This is a genomic window from Natrinema sp. LJW11, from assembly GCF_056135975.1.
Genome location: NZ_JBWBDM010000009.1, coordinates 79242 through 96623, shown reverse-complemented (window position 1 = coordinate 96623; position 17382 = coordinate 79242). Strand labels below are relative to the sequence as shown.

The 17382-nt window shown below is 66.3% G+C and carries 16 protein-coding genes; 10 read left to right on the top strand and 6 right to left on the bottom strand.

The annotated features are described in order from the left end of the window. Positions 1-5 precede the first annotated feature (5 nt). Both AC0QDI_RS21225 and AC0QDI_RS21220 read left to right on the top strand, forming a co-directional pair. Positions 6-908, top strand: coding sequence for an NAD-dependent epimerase/dehydratase family protein (locus AC0QDI_RS21225; RefSeq protein WP_474671596.1), 903 nt, complete (start codon positions 6-8; stop codon positions 906-908). 144 nt (positions 909-1052) lie between these two features. After that, positions 1053-2243, top strand: coding sequence for a DHH family phosphoesterase (locus AC0QDI_RS21220; protein ID WP_474671594.1), 1191 nt, complete (start codon positions 1053-1055; stop codon positions 2241-2243). A 2-nt stretch (positions 2244-2245) separates the two neighbouring features. Here the strand turns inward: AC0QDI_RS21220 and AC0QDI_RS21215 are convergent, their stop codons facing one another. Beyond that, positions 2246-3304: a carbohydrate kinase family protein gene (locus AC0QDI_RS21215; RefSeq protein ID WP_474671592.1), complete on the bottom strand. Its 1059-nt coding sequence runs from the start codon at positions 3302-3304 to the stop codon at positions 2246-2248. Between the two features lie 173 nt (positions 3305-3477). Further along, positions 3478-3648 (bottom strand): HVO_0758 family zinc finger protein, encoded by a 171-nt coding sequence (locus AC0QDI_RS21210; protein WP_180840261.1) that lies wholly within the window; start codon positions 3646-3648, stop codon positions 3478-3480. 371 nt (positions 3649-4019) lie between these two features. On the opposite strand from AC0QDI_RS21210, the gene AC0QDI_RS21205 reads away from it, so the two are divergent. The 4 genes from AC0QDI_RS21205 to AC0QDI_RS21190 all read left to right on the top strand — a co-directional run bounded on the left by AC0QDI_RS21205 (position 4020) and on the right by AC0QDI_RS21190 (position 8186). Further along, the gene (locus AC0QDI_RS21205; RefSeq protein ID WP_474671590.1) at positions 4020-5795 is read left to right on the top strand and encodes an outer membrane protein assembly factor BamB family protein; all 1776 of its coding nucleotides are present in this window, start codon (positions 4020-4022) and stop codon (positions 5793-5795) included. 134 nt (positions 5796-5929) lie between these two features. After that, positions 5930-7075 (top strand): glycosyltransferase family protein, encoded by a 1146-nt coding sequence (locus tag AC0QDI_RS21200; protein ID WP_474671588.1) that lies wholly within the window; start codon positions 5930-5932, stop codon positions 7073-7075. A gap of 26 nt (positions 7076-7101) precedes the next feature. After that, positions 7102-7599, top strand: a complete 498-nt coding sequence (locus AC0QDI_RS21195; protein WP_474671586.1) for a DUF7109 family protein — start codon at positions 7102-7104, stop codon at positions 7597-7599. Then, positions 7596-8186, top strand: a complete 591-nt coding sequence (locus AC0QDI_RS21190) for an NUDIX hydrolase (protein ID WP_474671584.1) — start codon at positions 7596-7598, stop codon at positions 8184-8186. Before AC0QDI_RS21195 ends, AC0QDI_RS21190 begins: the two co-directional genes overlap by 4 nt. Positions 8187-8604: 418 nt before the next feature. Here AC0QDI_RS21190 and AC0QDI_RS21185 read toward each other — a convergent pair whose 3' ends face one another. Beyond that, entirely contained in the window at positions 8605-9075 is a 471-nt protein-coding gene (locus tag AC0QDI_RS21185) for an MGMT family protein (protein ID WP_474671582.1), read from the bottom strand. A 62-nt stretch (positions 9076-9137) separates the two neighbouring features. Next, positions 9138-10208, bottom strand: a complete 1071-nt coding sequence (gfo6, locus tag AC0QDI_RS21180; RefSeq protein WP_474671580.1) for a D-xylose 1-dehydrogenase Gfo6 — start codon at positions 10206-10208, stop codon at positions 9138-9140. A gap of 204 nt (positions 10209-10412) precedes the next feature. On the opposite strand from gfo6, the gene nadA reads away from it, so the two are divergent. Both nadA and AC0QDI_RS21170 read left to right on the top strand, forming a co-directional pair. Next, entirely contained in the window at positions 10413-11546 is a 1134-nt protein-coding gene (gene nadA, locus AC0QDI_RS21175) for a quinolinate synthase NadA (RefSeq protein WP_474671578.1), read from the top strand. A 2-nt stretch (positions 11547-11548) separates the two neighbouring features. Beyond that, positions 11549-13066 carry an L-aspartate oxidase gene (locus tag AC0QDI_RS21170; protein WP_474671576.1) on the top strand — a complete coding sequence of 506 codons (1518 nt, stop codon included), beginning with the start codon at positions 11549-11551 and terminating at the stop codon, positions 13064-13066. 43 nt (positions 13067-13109) lie between these two features. Here AC0QDI_RS21170 and AC0QDI_RS21165 read toward each other — a convergent pair whose 3' ends face one another. Continuing rightward, positions 13110-14252 (bottom strand): mechanosensitive ion channel family protein, encoded by a 1143-nt coding sequence (locus AC0QDI_RS21165; protein ID WP_474671575.1) that lies wholly within the window; start codon positions 14250-14252, stop codon positions 13110-13112. Positions 14253-14456: 204 nt separating this feature from the next. Here AC0QDI_RS21165 and nadC point away from each other — a divergent pair, with 204 nt between their 5' ends. Further along, on the top strand, positions 14457-15284 hold the full coding sequence (gene nadC / locus AC0QDI_RS21160) for a carboxylating nicotinate-nucleotide diphosphorylase (RefSeq protein ID WP_474671573.1): 828 nt from the start codon (positions 14457-14459) through the stop codon (positions 15282-15284). Positions 15285-16184: 900 nt separating this feature from the next. On the opposite strand, the gene AC0QDI_RS21155 is transcribed toward nadC, so the two are convergent. Next, positions 16185-16727: a DUF7529 family protein gene (locus AC0QDI_RS21155; protein ID WP_474671571.1), complete on the bottom strand. Its 543-nt coding sequence runs from the start codon at positions 16725-16727 to the stop codon at positions 16185-16187. A 148-nt stretch (positions 16728-16875) separates the two neighbouring features. Here AC0QDI_RS21155 and AC0QDI_RS21150 point away from each other — a divergent pair, with 148 nt between their 5' ends. Beyond that, positions 16876-17349, top strand: coding sequence for an Lrp/AsnC family transcriptional regulator (locus AC0QDI_RS21150; protein WP_474671569.1), 474 nt, complete (start codon positions 16876-16878; stop codon positions 17347-17349). The last annotated feature ends 33 nt before the right edge of the window (positions 17350-17382 follow it).

The window sequence follows — 17382 nt, the reverse complement described above, 5'->3', positions numbered from 1 at the left end:
GGGCTATGAAGGTCGCAATTCTGGGTTGCGGACACGTCGGCATCGAGCTGGGTCGACAGCTCGCGGCTCGAGGCCACGAGCCGATCGGGGTTCGTCGGTCGGCGGATGGGCTTGAGCGGATCGAAGAAGCCGGCTTCGAGGGGAGACGGGCGGATATTACCGACCGCGGGTCGCTCGCGGCGGTGCCGGACGTCGACGCGATCGTCTTCGCGGCCAGCAGCGGGGGTCGCGGTGCCGAGGCGGCCCGCGAAGTGTACGTCGACGGATTGCGGACGGCGATCGAGGAATTCGGCGAGCGCGAGCACGCACCCGATCGACTGGTCTACACCTCGTCGACGGGGGTCCACGGCGACCACGACGGCGACTGGGTCGACGAGGAGACGCCCCTCGAGCCCACCACCGACAAGACCGAGGTGCTCGCCGAGGCCGAGCGGATCGCGCTCGAGCACCCGCCGGAGTACGGCTACGAGGGCACGGTCGCGCGCTACGCCGGCCTCTACGGGCCCGACCGGTACCGGCTCGAGCGCTACCTCGAGGGCCCCGTCACGGAAGGCTACCTGAACATGGTCCACCGGGACGACGCCGCGGGGGCGGTCCGCTACCTGCTCGAGGAGGACCTCGCGCGCGGCGAGGTGGTGCAGGTAGTCGACGACGAGCCGGCGTCGAAGTGGGCGTTCGCCGACTGGCTGGCCGGCGAATGCGGCGTCGAAAACCCGCCGAAGCGGACGAAGGCCGAGCGGCTCGCGGACGGCGACGTCTCCGCGGCGGGCCGCCGGCGAATCCTGACGAGCAAGCGCTGCTCGAACGAGAAGCTGCGCGATCTCGGCTACGAGTTCTCCTTTCCGACCTTTCGAGAGGGGTATCGCGACGCGATCGAACGCTATCGGGCCGACGACGCCGACCGATAGTCCGTATACCTCGAGGCCGGCGCACTGAGACCGAGGCCGCCGACCTCGCTCGAGACCGACTGAGACGGGTCCCCCGGTAACAGTCCACCCCGGATCGTGGGAAATCGGGGGAAATTTCATGGTGGTTCGATCTGAGTTGCTGATATGAGCTTACGGAGCGCCCCGACAACCGCGACGTTCGTCGGGGCGAACCCGCTGGTGTCCGAGTCGGTCGGCGACTCGATCCGGTCCCTCGACCCGCTCGTTCTCTCGCTGCTGGTTCTGGCCGTCGTCGCGCTCGTTCTGGGTGGCTGGTGGGTGATTCGGTGGTTTCGGCGACCGCCGGGCGTTCGACTTCAGCGCGTGTTGGCGACGCACGACGACGTGACGGTCCTGATGCATCCGAACCCCGATCCCGACGCCATGTCCTGTGCGATGGGCGTCGCCAAGATCGCCGAGTCGGTCGACACCGACGCGACCCTGCAGTTCTCCGGCGAGATCCGCCACCAGGAAAACCGCGCGTTCCGGACCGTGCTCGATCTGGACATCGAGTCCGTCGACGCGAGTTCGCAACTCGAGTCGGACGCGGTGGTGCTGGTCGATCACAACACGCCGCGGGGGTTCACCGGGGCCCAGACCGTCGAACCGGTCGCGGTCGTCGACCACCATCCCGGCAACGGGGCCGGTACGAAGTTCACCGACGTGCGGACCGACTACGGCGCGGCGTCGACGATCGTCGTCGAGTACCTGCACGACATCGGCGCGACGATGGCCGACGAGGAGGACTCGAACGGGTTCGAGATCTCGCCGGAACTGGCGACGGGGCTGCTGTACGGTATCCAGTCGGATACGAACCACCTGACGAACGGCTGTTCGCGGGCGGAGTTCGACGCCTGCGCCGCCCTCTTTTCCGGGATCGACGAGGACCTGCTCGACCGGATCGCCAACCCGCAGGTCAGCGACGACGTGTTGCAGGTCAAGGCGACGGCGATCACCCAGAAGCGCGTCGAGGGCCCCTTCGCCGTCTGCGACGTCGGCGAGGTCGGCAACGTCGACGCGATTCCCCAGGCCGCGGACGAACTCATGCACCTCGAGGGAGTCACAGCCGTCGTCGTCTACGGCGAACACGACGGGACGCTCCACCTCTCCGGCCGATCGCGCGACGACCGGGTCCACATGGGCGAGACGCTGCGCCACGCCATCAGCGACATTCCGATGGCCAGCGCGGGCGGCCACGCGCGGATGGGCGGCGGGCAGCTCTCGGTCGACCACATGAACGGAATCGGCCCCTCCGACGGGATCAGTCGCGACGAGTTCGAGGAACGGCTCTTTTCCGCGATGGCGGGCGAACGATAGCGTTAGTCGGCGCGTTCGCACACCGAACGCAGCGCTCCCGGATCGGCGGTCTCACCGGTCGCGACGAAGTGTGCCGCACACGCGTTTCCCAGTGCCAGGGCCGCCTCGAGGGGCCACTCGCGGGCCAGTGCGCAGGCCAGTCCGGCCGAAAATCTGTCGCCAGCGCCGGTCGTTCGCCGCGGGTCGCCGAGGTCGACCATCTCGACGGCGGCAGCATCGTCGCGCGTCGTCCCGACGGCCGCATCCGACCCGTGAGAGACGACCGCGGTGACGTCGAGCGCCGAGCGCAGCGCCGCGGTCCGATTTCGGATCCGCGCGTCGCTCGTCTCGTCAGCGTCGCGAGTGCGAGCCGACGCGTCGGCGGTCGTCACGGCGGCCGCGAGTTCCGCCGGATTCACGCTCAGAACGATCTCGAGCGATGCGACGGCCGAATCGGCTCGCGAGAGGGCGTCGAACAGCCCCTCGAGCGCCGCCGGATCGACGGTGTCGATCGGGCCGGGATCGACCACTATCGGGAGCCGCGTCTCGGGGGAAGCCGCCGCCAGCCGATCGAAGACGGTTGTCAGTCCCCGCACGGAGACCCAGTTCGTACAGCAGAGCGCGTCCGCGCCGACGATTCGGTCCCAGTCGATGACCGCGAGGAGATCCTCGAGTCCCCAGTCCGCGGCCGGCCCCGGCTCCGAAAGCTGGAGTTCGTCCGGGCCGACGTCGACCACGCGAACCGTAGCCGGTGCCCCCATCGAGCGCGTTTCGAAGGGGAGATCTGCGAGTACCGGGTCGTCGAGGTGACCGACGAGCGTCGCCGTCTCGCCGAGTGCGTCGACCTGCGTCGCCGCGTTGACCGCCTGCCCGCCGGGCCGGACGTCGATCGGCTCGAGCGCGAACGAGCGGGTCCCCGCGGCGAGCTGGTCGGCGAACGCGTCGATCTCCTCGAGGCGATCGCCGCCCGCCCCTGCGAGCGCGTACCAGCGGTCGACGCTGCCGTCGGGGAGCGCGACGATGCGGCGGGTGCCGCCGATTTCGAGGCGGTCGAGCCGGTCGCGAAGCTCGTCGTAGCTCACGGCCGGCATTGCAGTATCAGGCGACAAAACGCTGGGGCTGGCACACGGATCGGACGGCCAGTCGGTCGGTCGCCCGTTCGAACGGATCTCGAGTCGACGATGTCACTGCAACCGTCGGCGGCCAGTCGCCGGGGTGCACGCCTCGATCCGATCGGACGAGTCGGCCAGCTCCCTTATCGGATCTCCTTCCACTCCGCCCCGCAGTCGGGGCAGATCCGGACCGTCTTGATCTCGTCCGGGTCGTTTTCGGTCTTCAGCGGCTTCTCGCACTCGGCGCAGACGAGTCGATCGTAGGTGTCCTTCTCGAGTTCGTCTTCGCGAAGCGCCTTCCGGACTGATTTCATGTTCTCCCTGTAAGCAGGAGGGGGAGAAAAAGACCGGTGCTCTTTCGGACCCCGAGTCGACCCCCGAACCCGATGATCGACGGCTGTCAGCGAGTGCGTGTCGGGGTCTCCTCGAGGCCACGTCGCGCCTCATCGGGATCGGTTCCAGACGGGCCGGGAACTGGGAGACGCTATCTACCGTTTCCAACCGTCATCCTCTATTCAGATCTATAATACGGACGTGGTTTGGCGTGAAACATACGCTCGCTACGTGCGCGTCTTGAACAGTTCGAAACAGTGTGCGTCCTGGAGAGTTTGAAACAATTGCATAGCTACGAAGTATCGTTAATTGACAGATAGGGATATGAGCGGTATTCGTACGTCGTGTCGTTATGTGGAACCGACGATCCGTGCTGGCGACTGGGGCAGCGCTGTCGATGGGGACCGGACTCGCTTCGGTAGGGGCCGGAGCCGCCGAGGCTGACGTCGACGAACTGCCGGATCCGGATGTCGATCCGGGACCGGACGAGGACTGGCCGTCACATCGAGGCGACCCCGGTCACGCTAGATACGTCCCGGACGGCCACGAGTTCGAGGGAGGAGACCTCGAGGCCGCGTGGTCCGTCGCGGGAGCGGGCGCGGGTTCCGTCGCCGTCGCCGACGGGACGGTCTACACGCCGACCGACGACGGCGTCGTCGCCCTCGATGCGACGGACGGCACCGTCGTCTGGGAGAACACGGATATCGACGCGGAAGCGCCGTCGGTCGCCGGCGAAACCGTCTATCTCAGCGGGAACGAGGTCGTCGCGCTCGACCGGTCCGATGGAACCGTCCGCTGGGAGAGCGAGTTCGATCACGAGGAGGCGATCGTCTGGCAGACGGTCGCCTACGGCGGCGTGTACGTCGTCGTCGACGGGACGCTGTACGCGCTCGAGGTCGACGACGGCTCGGTTCGGTGGAAGAAGGAATCGGTCAATAGCGACGGCGACGAACACGAGTTCGTTGCGGCGACCGCCGCGGCAAACGGCGTAATCTACAGCGTCACGGGTGCCGTTCTGATCGCTCTCGAGCCCGAGACCGGTGCCGAAGTCTGGCGGGCCAGAAGTCGCGCCAGCTCCTACACCGATACCATCTACGCGACATCGGCAGCAGTCGCTTACGACATCAGTGGCTCCCCGGAGGTAGGGTTGCACGATGCCCAAACAGGCGAGTCTGTAGCCATGGGTTACGGGCAAATAGCGTTCGGCGAGGAGATCCACGTCGGCGGCACCGACCAAGGGTACTCCGGCGGTTCGATCCACGGTGACGAATACAGTTGGGACCTTGACGTTACGTACACCTACGGACAGGCCGTCATCAGCGGCGAGACCGTTTACGTCTACTTTGAGGTGGACGGCTACAACTACGGAGACCGGGAGTACGATCAGACACTCGTCGCCCTGAACAAGTACGACGGGTCCGAGAAGTGGACGCTCTCGAAAGACGACGCACCGGTCGGCCCCATCCGTGCGATCAGCGGAGAAACCATCTACGTTGACAACGATGGCGAGCTCGTCGCGCTTCGCGAAGAAACCGGCACGGACGACCAGCCCGACGAAAGCGACGAGAACGACGACGCGGACGACGGAAACGACGGGAACAACGAGAACGACGACACGGACGACCAGCCCGACGAAAGCGACGAGAACGACGACGCGGACGACGGAAACGACGGGAACAACGAGAACGACGACACGGACGACCAGCCCGACGAAAGCGACGAGAACGACGACGCGGACGACGGAAACGACGGGAACAACGAGAACGACGACACGGACGACCAGCCCGACGAGCAAGATGGATCCGGCGAGGAAGACGATCAGCAGGACGGCAAGGACGACAGCGGCACGGGGGAAGACGACAGCGACGCGGGGGAAGACGAGTGCCCCTGTCCAGACGACGACCCGGCTGACGACGGAGAGTCCGTCGACGACGGCGATAGCGGGAACGGAACCGCCGGAGATGGGGACGCTGGAAACGAGACGGACACCGAGAACGACATCGCTGCCGACAACGTGCCCGGCTTCACGGCCGGTGCCGGACTTCTCGGCGGGGCGCTCGGCCTCGAGTGGCTGCGCCGGAAAGCCGGCGTCGACGAAGCGACCAGCGTGGACGAATCGTCCGAGTAAGGGGATCCTGGGTCGGGCAGTCACTATTCCCACCTCACCCCGACGACTCGCTGAACCGACCCACTGATTGCTGAGCGACAGTATATCTGGCCGGAGTCGTGGCCGTTTTACCGGTTCGCTCGAACAACTCACCGATGGAGTACGTCCAGGAGCGGATCGCGACGCTCCACGAGTTCGGCGAGGGCGACGGGATGAGCGATGCCCTCGCCCGCGACGCCGCGGCCGCGGTCGGCGAGACGGCGGTCGTCGTCCCGATGACCGCCCGCGAGTACGAGAGCCCCGCCGCCGAACGCGTCCTCGGCGAACTCGAGCGCCTCGAGCCGGCACCCGCGGCGGTCTTCGTTCCCGTCCGCGCCGACGACGACGAGATCGGGGCGTTCCGCGAGTGGCTCGACGGCGTCGCGCTGCCGACGCGCGTCCTCTGGTGTAACTCGCCCGGCGTCGACGCGCTGCTCGCCGAGGCGGGACTGGCGGGCGGCTTCGGAAAGGGCCGTGACGTCTGGCTCGCGCTCGGACCCGCCGCCGATGTCGGCGACGCCGTCGTCGTCCACGACGCCGACGCCCGAAGCTACGAGGCCGAGCACGTCCGCCGGCTGCTCGCGCCCCTGACGATGGAGTACGATTTTTCGAAGGGGTACTACGCTCGCGTCGAGCGCGGCCGGCTCTACGGCCGACTCTTCAGACTGTTCTACGAGCCGCTCGTTCGAACGCTCGCGGACGCCCACGACGCGCCGATCGTCGACTACCTCGGCGCGTTCCGGTACGCGCTGGCCGGCGAGTTCGCCGCGACCGACGAGGTCGCCCGACGGCTCCGCGCACCGCGCGCGTGGGGCCTCGAGGTCGGCACGCTCGGCGACGCCTACGAGATCGCCGGCTTCGACGGGACCGCACAGGTCGATCTCGGCCGCCACGAGCACGACCACCGCGCGGTCGCCGGTGACGCCGGACTCGAGGGAATGAGCCGCGAGGTCGCCGCCGCGCTCTTCGGCGTGCTCGAGGAACACGGGGTCGACCCCGACTACGAGACGCTGCCGGAGCGCTATCGGGCCGTCGGCGACGGGCTGATCGACGGCTATCGCGCCGACGCGGCGTTCAACGGCCTCGAGTACGATCCCGCGGACGAACGGAACCAGCTGACGCGCTACGCCGAGTCGATCGCGCCGCCGGGGACGGACGCGCGCCTGCCGCGGTGGATCGACGCCCCGTTCGCGCCGGCGGACGTGCTCGCGGCCGCCCGGCCCTGGCGGGAGCGACGGGTCGGCTCGCGCTCGCAAGACTAATCCACTCACCGTCCGTTAGATCGCGTATGGATGCGACCGCCGACGAACTGGCCGGCGTCGTCGACCTCTTCGGCGGGCTGACCCGCGAGGAACTCGAGCGGGCGCTGGCCGAAGCGGCCTACCGCGCTGACGGGCAAGCCGTCGACGACGGCGCCCTCGAGGCGGCGATCGACGAGGCGCTCGAGTCGTTCGCGCTCGTTCGGTACGATCCCGCCGGGCGGGACGAGACGTCGACGGCTGTGGACGGGGCGCTGCTGGTTCCCGGCCCGACGGCGTTTCCGACGGTGCCGGAGCACGCGGAAGACCTCCCACACATTCTCGACGTCGAGCGGCGGCGGCCCGATCGCGAGCCGCTGGGCGAGGCGGCCCGCGAGCGCTTCGTCGCCGCCGCGGACGACGCCGTCACCGAGGAGGACGCGGCGCGACTCCGAACCCTCCTCGACGTCAGCTACGACATCGAAGCGTGGGCCCCCGTCGATCTCGCGGACGAACGGACGCGGCTGGAGGACGCCCTCGAGGAATGACGACGAGACTGACCCTCGAGCCGATCGCGGCCTACGAGCCCACCGAGATCACCGATCAGGAGTACGACGCGGCCGTCCTCGCGCCGATCGTCGACCGCGACGGCGAGGACCACCTGCTGTTCACCCGCAGAGCCGACCACCTCGGCGAACACCCCGGGCAGATGAGTTTTCCCGGCGGCGGGGCCGAGTCGGTCGACGAGACGATCCTCGAGACGGCGCTCAGAGAGGCCAACGAGGAGATCGGCCTCGAGCGCGGCGAAGCCGAGGTGGTCGGCCAGCTCGACGACATCCGGACGGTCACCGAGTACGCCGTGACGCCCTTCGTCGCGCACGTGCCCGATCGGGAGTACGTCCGTGAGGAGAGCGAGGTCGCCGAAATCGTCGTCCTCCCCCTCTCGGGGCTGCTCGATCCGGACAACTACGAGTACGAGCGCCGGAGCCACCCCTACTACGGCGAGATCGTGATTCACTACTTCCGCGTGAACGGCTACACCGTCTGGGGTGCGACGGGTCGAATTTTGGTGCAGTTGCTCGAGCTGGCGACGGCGTTCGAAGCGCCCGAGAAGGTCGATCGATCGGACTTCTGAGGGACACCGGAGAACCCGCTCGTTCAGTGCAGCTGATTTTGGACCCACTCCAGACTGACGGTCTCTATACTGTGGCGCGCGCTGTGACGCGGTGAGCAGAGCGAGACCGAACTGAGTGAGGTCTCGGAATGGCGAGCGGGGAGCGCATGCGAGGTCCGAGCACAGCGAGAACCTCGCCAAGCGAACGGCGAACGATGTGAGCCGTGAGCAGCGACCCGTGAGGCCAACGAACCGCGGCCCAAAGCCGTGCGAGGGATGAGCGAGCGGTGCGAGGAGTGAACGGAGTGAACTCCTCGAAAAGCGAGCGAATCGGCTGGGGAGGGTGTGGTCCTCCTAGTAGCCAGCACTCGCTATAGTGACTTAGACAGAGCATCATTCCGTCCGTAGAGACAGGAAGCGGCCGCGCTGCCACCGATTGTTAGAGCCCTTCGAGCGACCGAAGCTTCTGTTCGATGTCCGGCGGGGCGGCGCTGGGACCGTCGCGCACGCGGTGATCCGGAATGAGGAGCGGGGCGGGGTTCTCGTCGAGCGCGGTTCGGACGAGAATGATGTCGTCTTCGTCCTCGTGATCGAGCCCGGAAGTCATCCGCGCGAGCGTCTCGACGGTGACCTGATCGCCGTAGGGGATCTCCTGAACCCCCTCGAGGACCGCCCGCTGGTCCGTCGGCATGGTCATCGCGATCTGCACGTCGTCGAAGGTGATCGGCTCGAGGCCGTCGAGGTACTCGAAGATCCGATCGAGAACGGCGTGGTCGTCCTCGGCACCGTCGTCGGGAATCTCCGGGAACGAGACGCTCAGGACTCGTCCGCTGGCGGCTCCGATCTGGACGTACCGATCGAGGTACGGCGATTCCCGCGCGTAGATTCCAGCGTCCGTAACGTCCTCCATATCCCTCCGTAGACGATCCGGACATGAATAGCCGCCGGTCCTCGCGTTTCGGTCGAAATGACTTACTCGAGGCTCACTCGACGGCCCGTCTCGGCCGACTCGTAGGCGGCCTCGATCGCGCGCAGATCCGCGAGTCCGTCCTCCCCGTCGGGTTCCGGGTCGGATCCGGTCAGCACGCAGTAACCGAAGTAATCGAACTCCTCACAAACTTCGTCGATCCGCGGTCCGGTGTACTCCATCCGGATGTCGCCGCTCTCGACGACCATCTCCTGAGGGACGACGCCGCCGAACGGCGACTCGATGTCGATCAACCCCTCGGTCCCGACCAGTTCGAGGGCGCTTCTGGCGTGGGCGTCGAAACTGGCGGTACAGGAGGCCGTCGCGCCGGTCTCGTACTCGAGTTGGACGGCGACGTGTTCGTCGACGTTCGCGAACGGGCCGCCGCTCGAGTGGGTGGTGGCGTACACGCCCGTGGGCTCGCAATCGAGGAGGAACCGGATCGTGTTGAGCGGGTAGATCCCGAGATCGACCAGCGCGCCGCCGCCGGCGAGGCCGGGATCGAGCCGCCACGTGTCGGGGCCGGCGTGCTCGAGCAGCGGGTGCGAAAAGCCGGCGTGGACCTGCACGACGTCGCCGATCACGCCCTCGCGGACGAGTTCTCGCGCGCGCCGAACCGTCGGCTCGGTCTGGAGCCGGTAGGCCGTCATCAGGGTCACGCCGGCGTCGGCGCAGGCGTCGACGATCTCTCGAGCGCGCTCGGCGGTGGTCTCGAGGGGCTTTTCGCAGATAACGTGCTTCCCGAACTCGGCCGCTGCGGTCGCGTACTGACCGTGAAACGCGTTCGGTGCCGCGACGTAGACTCCGTCGTAGGCGTCGGTCCGATCGCCGGCGAGGAACTCGTCGTAGTCGACGACGTGGTCGACGTCGTACTCCTCGGCGACGCCCACCGTTCGATCCGGCGAACTCGTGACGAGCACCGTCGTCTCGCAGTAGTCGCCCGCCGCGATCGCGGGGAGCGCGCGCCGCCGTGCGAAGCCCCCGATCCCGACGACGGCGAGTCGGACCGTTCCCTCGACCGATTCGTGCTCCCAATCCCGTCGCGTGAACTGTGAGAAGGCGTCCTCGAGTGCCATACCATCAGTAGGAGCGCCACGGAAAAGACGCCAGTGAACGGCCGAGCGACAGTCACGGCTGCGGACCGATCGGTGCCGGCGAACAACTGACGTTCCATTTTCGATCGTTGTATACCCCGATGGTATTCCGCCGGACCCCTCGTTCGAAGGAAAAAGTTATTCAATAGCCGCCTGTGATATGTGATCAACCACAGGTGACGTAAGATGGTCAAAATGGAAACGGCGGAGTTGGAAACCGATCTGAGTCTGTTCAAATACGACACCCTCGAGCAGCTCCCGTCCCGATACCGGGACCTCGAGGCCGAGGAGCGGACAGACCGTATCGAGGCGGCGCTCGAGAAACTCGGCGACGACGTGGTGATCCTGGGGCACAACTACCAGCGCCGCGAGATCGTCGAACACGCCGATTTCATCGGGGACTCCTACCAGCTCTCGAAGGAGGCCGCCGACGCGGACGCCGAGTACGTGATCTTCGGCGGCGTGACGTTCATGGCCGAGAGCGCGGACATCATCACGGACGACGACCAGTCCGTGATCCTCCCGAGCATGGAGGCGTCGTGTCCGATGGCGGGGATGGCCGAGGCCCTGCAAGTCGACAGCGCGTGGGCCGAGATCACGGCCGCCGCGCCCGACGCGAACATCATCCCGATCACCTACATGAACTCCTACGCGGACCTGAAGGCCTTCTGTGCGAGCCAGGGCGGGCTCGTCTGTACCTCCTCAAACGCCCACGAGGCGTTCGAGTACGCGTTCGAGAGGGGTGACAAGGTCCTCTTCCTGCCCGATAAACACCTCGGAGAGAACACCGCCCACCGGCTCGGCATGGAAGACGAAATCGCCGAGTGGGACCCGTGGGATCCCGAGGGGAAAGACGCCGCGGAAGTCGCGGAAAGCGACATCGTCCTCTGGGACGGCTACTGCCAGGTCCACGAGCGGTTCCGCGAGGACCATATCGAGCAAATCCGCGAGGAAAACCCCGGCGCGAAGGTCATCGTCCACCCCGAGTGTCGCCGCGAGGTCGTCGAAGCCGCGGACGTAGCCGGCTCGACGGCGACGATCTGCGAGACCGTCGCGAACGCCGATCCCGGCGACACGTGGGCGATCGGCACCGAAATCCACCTCACGAATCACCTCCAGCGCTGGCACCCCGAGGTGAACGTTCTCCCGCTCTGTGGCGACGCCTGCATGGACTGCAACGCCATGCGCCAGATCGACCCCAACTACCTCGCGTGGGTGCTCGAGGAACTCGTCGAGGGGCGCGAACACAACGTGATCGAGGTCGCGCCCGAGGAGAAGGAACTCGCGGGCGTCGCGCTCGATCGGATGCTCGAGATCTGACCATGACCGAGACGAACACCGGAACGGAGACGACGACCGACGGCGAGACCGCGGACGTGCTCGTCGTCGGCAGCGGCATCGCTGGTTGTTCGGCCGCGCTCGCGGCCGCACGCGAGGGCGCTGCCGTGCTCCTCCTGACGAAAGCGACGAAACCCGACGACGCCAGCACCGACTGGGCGCAGGGCGGTATCTCGACGACTCGAGGGGACCCCGAGAGCCTCAAGCGGGACATCGTCGACGCCAGCGACGGCACCGCCGATCCCGACGCCGTCGATGTACTCGTCGATCACGCCGACGACGCCGTCGAGGACGTGCTCGTCGACACCCTCGAGGTCGAGTTCGACGAGGGCGACGACGGATCGTTCGACTACACGCGCGAGGCCGCCCACTCCGACTCCCGCATCCTCCACGTCGACGCCGCGACGGGGACGCACATCCTGCGGCCGTTCCTGCACTATCTCGACGACCACGAGCGGATCGAGGTGCGCCAGGACACCGCCGCGCTCGAGTTGATCACGCACGAGGGGCGAGTCTACGGCGTTCTGAGTGACGAAGAGCCGACGGGGAATCCGATCTACGCCGGCGCGACGATCCTCGCGACCGGTGGCATCGGCGCGCTCTACGATCGGTCGACCAACCCCGACGACGCGACCGGTGACGGGATCGCCATGGCCGCGCTCGCGGGCGCGGACGTCGAGGATATGGAGTACGTGCAGTTCCATCCGACGGCTTACGACGGTGACGACCCCTTCCTGCTCTCCGAAGCCTTGCGCGGGGAAGGTGCAATGTTGCGAAACGGCGAGGGTGAGCAGTTCATGGATGACTACCACCCGCAGGGCGACCTCGCGCCGCGGGACGTCGTCGCCCGCGCGGTCGAGACCGAACGCGAGGCGACCGGCGAGGTCGTCCTCGACATCGGGCCGCTCGAATTCGCGGCCGACTATCCCGGCATCGCCGAGAAATGCCAAAATCGGGGCATCGAGGGCGACCAGATCCCGGTCGCCCCGTGCGAACACTTCCTGTGTGGCGGCATCGACGTCGACGAGCGCGGGCGCACCTCGCTCGATCGACTCTACGCCGTCGGCGAGTGCGCCCGCACCGGCGTTCACGGCGCGAATCGGCTGGCGAGTACCAGCCTGCTCGAGGGGCTCGTCTGGGGCCTCCGCGCAGGGACTGACGCGGTCGGATTCGAGCCGGCAGTCGTCGAAGCCCCCGAACTCCTGAACCGGGATCCCGACCTCCCAGAGCGCTTCGCCGCCGAGAAGTTCGCGCGGCTCACGCGGACGATGGACGACTATCTGGGCCTCGAGCGCGATCCCGAGGAGATCGCCCGCGCGAGCGCCGTCCTCCGGCGGCTCAAGGGCGAGGTCGACGCCTACGTTCGGACGCGGACGGCGCGGGACCTCTACGAACTTCGCAACGCCAGCGTCACCGCGCTACTGATCGCGCGGGCGGCCGGCGAGAACCCGGAATCGATCGGCTGCCACTACGTCGTCGACGACGAAGCGCCGCTTCCGTAGCGTCCGTCAGCAGCACGTTCTCGGTTTCGCACTACTACTTCGTTTACGCGCGCCGTTCCGCCGACGCGTCGTCCGCACCGCCGAGGATCTTCGGGGGCGACTCCGGCTCGTCGCCGGTCGCGTCCGGCCTCGAGACGTGGATCTCGCGCTGGGGGAACGGGATGTCGATCTCGGCCGCGGTCAGCGCCTTGTAGATCGCCCGGTTGAGTTCGTGCGTGGCTCTGTTGACGCGGGTCGGCGCGGCCACCCAGCAGAGGAGTTCGTACTCGAGCGCCGAGTCGCCGAAGGCCCGGAATCGCATCCGCGGTTTCGGCGAGTCGAGGACGAGCGATTCCGCGTCGGCGAGCGCCAGGACGAGTTCCTCGAAGGCGTCGATCTCCGTTCCGTAGCCGACGCCGATGGGGACCGTGAGCCGCCTGCGGCGTTGGGGAGCCGACTGGTTGATCACCTTCGCGGCGTTCAGGACCGCGTTCGGCACCGTGATGAGCACTTCGTCGCGCATCATCAGCGTCGTCGATCGGATGCCGACCTTCACGACGGTGCCCGCCTCGCCGGAGTCCAGTTCGATGTAGTCGCCGATTTTGTAGGTGTCGTCGAAGTAGAGCGCGATGCCGCCGAAGAAGTTCGCGACGGTGTCCCGGGCGGCGAAACCGACCGCGATGCCCGCGACGCCGGCGGCCCCGAGCAGCGGCGAGATGCTGTACTCCCACAGCGTCAGCAGGATTCCGATCGTGCCGACGAAGACGAGCAGCGTCCAGACGTTCGAGAAGACGGGCGCGAAGTCGAAGCGCGAACCCTCCTCGTTCAGCTCCTCGACGAACCGGTTGACGATCCGGTTCGAGGCGAACGCCCAGGCGACGACGATGACCGACAGCGAGGGCTTGCCGAAGAAGGTGTCGAGCTGATCGGCCGTCACGAGGACGTTTTCGGTGACCGAGGGGAGCTGCGTGAGTAGATAGACGCCCGCCAGCGCGGCCGTCACGACGACCGGGAGCCGGAGTTCCTCGACGAGGATGTGGTCGTACTGGGTCTTCGTTCGGCTAGTGTATCGAAGCAGGGTCCGGAGGACGACAACCTCGAGCGCGAGCGCGATACCGAGCGAGAGGCCGACCAGCAGGAGGGTCGCTTGCCAGCCGGGGACGCCGTCGAAGAGCCGCGTGAGAGCGTCGAAGAGAGCCGCGTTCATAGGAGAGACAGGCCGATCGGCAAGGTAACAGTTTCTGAAATGTCACTGTCAGGTTTTCGCGACCGTCATCGGTGCTGTCGTCGGAGCCGTCGCTCGGTCGACGCCGGTCGTTCGTTCGATCGGCCGGTCGGCCAGTCGATCGTTCGAAGTCCACGCAAACGGATCCTTTATTTTCGCCGGGGCCGCACCCGCGGTCAAGGCCGCATGATCACCGACGCACAAATCGAACGCTGGCTGCGCGAGGACGTCGGCCACCACGACGTGACGAATCAGGTGCCCGGCGAGACGACCGGCCGGCTGGTCGCGAAGGAACCCGGCGTCGCCGCCGGAATCGAGGCCGCAGCGGCCGTCTTCGACTACCTGGACGTGGCCGTACCCGATCGCCTCGAGGACGGAACCGAGGTCGAACCCGGCACGGAATTGCTCCGGGTCGAGGGAGCCACGCGGGAGGTCCTCCGCGGCGAGCGCGTCGCGGTCAACCTCGCGGGGCACGCGTCGGGGATCGCCACGCGGACGCGCGAGGCGCTCGAGCGCGCTCGGACCGAATCCGCGGACGTGGCGATCGCCGCGACCCGCAAGACGACGCCCGGCCTGCGCGGCCTCGAGAAACGCGCCGTCGTCGCGGGCGGCGGCGACACGCACCGGCTCGACCTCTCGCACATGGTGATGGTCAAGGACAACCACGTCGCCGAGATGGGGCTCGAGGAGGCGGTGGCTCACTTTCGGGAACGGACATCGTTCGCGACGAAGCTCGACGTCGAAGTCGAGACCGCCGCGGACGCACCGCGGGCGGCCGAGGCGGGGGCGGACATCGTCCTCCTCGACAACATGACGCCGGCGGAGACGCGGACGGCCGTCGAAGAACTCGACGATCACGAGGGCGTGCTCGCCGAGGCCAGCGGCGGGATCACCCTCGCCGACGTTCCCGATTACGCCGCGACGGGCGTCGACGTGATTTCGATGGGATCGCTCACCCACTCGGCACCGTCGCTGGACCTGTCGTTCCGGACCGGCAACGATAGTAGCCACTGAAACAATTCACATACCGATAGATAGTAACGCGATTTCTTTATTTGGAAGCGTTCTTGAAACCGAATCGGGCGGTTCGGTAACGACGTGTGCATATCTATCAGGGCAAAACGACGACTATCAATTCTCCACGTATATGATTCTGGTATTAGAAAAGCACTTGTCAAGAGTACACGTTTACTGAGTTTATGAGCCCTCCATTATCCCGTCGCAAGATGCTGGCCGGTAGTTCCATTGCTGGTATTAGCTGTCTCGCCGGCTGTCAAGGTATGACAAATTCTGTGAGCCCGAGTACATCGGATGAGAGCGAAACCGACGGAAGTAACGAATCACTCGGACTCGCATACTCAGAGAACCGTACATCGTTCCCAAGCGAGGGGGAAGCTCATAGCGGGTGGGTTCACATCGTTAGTGACGGTGAGTCAGCGGATTTAACGTTTGACGTGAGGCTCTGTAGCGAATTAGGAGAAGTCGAACCAGAGCTGGCCCATTCTATTGCGAATGAGTTCGTCTTGAGATTCAACATCACGTCTGGATTCAGTAGCGGAACGTCGTCTAGTAGGCAGATCGAGGAATCGCAATGCAGTTCCGTCACTCACCTTGTCGGTGGAGCAAATGTGCCGAGTGACTGGGAAACACTTACCGTCGCAGTGAACAACACCGAAATCCAAACGATTGAGCGGTCAGGAACGGTGCCAGAACTTCGACCACTTCCAGACCCAATCCACCCTCAATAGAGTTCAACTCTGCTAAGTGGTAAGTCCTTCACCTGTACTTGCCGCGGTTTTCACGTCCAAATTCGGATACAGAAACTGTGTGACCAACTACTGATACTGATCGCACAGCCGTCGTGCAATCAAGTGTGCAGTGATTTTCAGTGGCTACTATAGCCTTGACCGCCGATCACTCCGCGTTCCACTGCCGAACGTCCGCCTCCTCGAGGAACAGGGACGGGTCGTCGTGGGAGAAACTCACCCATCCGACATCGGGGTCCGCCGTCACGTGAATCAGTAACTGCTCCTCGACGAGCGCCGTCTCGAAGACCGATCGGCAGTCGCCGATGTCGTAGGAGAGGGGGACGAAGACGGCCGTCTCGCTCTCCTCGTCGCGCTCGACGACGAGAGCGACCCGCCGGTCGCTTTCCTCCTCGGCGAGCGGTCGGTAGTAGACGTCGGCCGCGGAAATCGTGACGTCCCCGTCCTCGATGAGCTCCGCGACGAGTTCGTACTCCTCGGCGGTGACGTCGACGTCGAGCCCGGTTCGCTCGCTCTCCTCGACCGGCGACGTCCCGACCGGCTCGAGGACGACGGCGTCCCAGTCGTCCTCCCGATACTCCTCGGCGATGGCTCGCGCGTCCTCGAGCAGGTCGTTCCACAGGGGATCCACCCGATTCGATCCGTTGGTGGGCGTCGAACGGGCCGACGGCTCCGAATCGTCCGCCGTCATCTGTCGTCCTCCGGTCGCGGTCGGTTCGTCATGTTCGACTCCGACGAGCGCGAGGGGAAAAACGTTACCTCACGCATTCTCCCGCTCCGGTGATGGATCGCCGGATTCGCAGGAAAAATTACTTTTAACCGCGCGATTACCCGTGGGTATGAGCGAGGAGCCACTCGACGATCTCGACAGGACGATCATCTACTGTCTGCAGGAGGACGCGCGCAAGACGTCGGCGAGCGAGATCGCGGACAAAGCGGGGGTCTCGGCCAGCACGGTTCGCAACCGAATCCGGAACCTCGAGGAGGGTGGCATCCTCACCGGCTACCGACCGGAGGTGAACTACGAGGCGGCCAGCTATCAGCTGCAGACGCTCATCGTCTGTACCGCGCCGATTCCCGATCGAGAGGCGCTCGCACAGCGGGCCCTGGAAGTGCCCGGCGTCGTCGCCGTCAGGGAGGTCATGACCGGCACCGAGAACGTCCACGTCGAAGCGATCGGGTCGGACAGCGACGACCTCAGTCGGATCGGCCGAGACCTCGACGAACTCGGCCTCGAAGTCGTCGACGAGGACCTCATCCGGAACGAGTACGAGCGGGCGTTCCACGGGTTCGACGTGGATGAGCTCCAGTAGCGGTCTCTCCTGTCGGTCGTCGGTTTGAGCGCG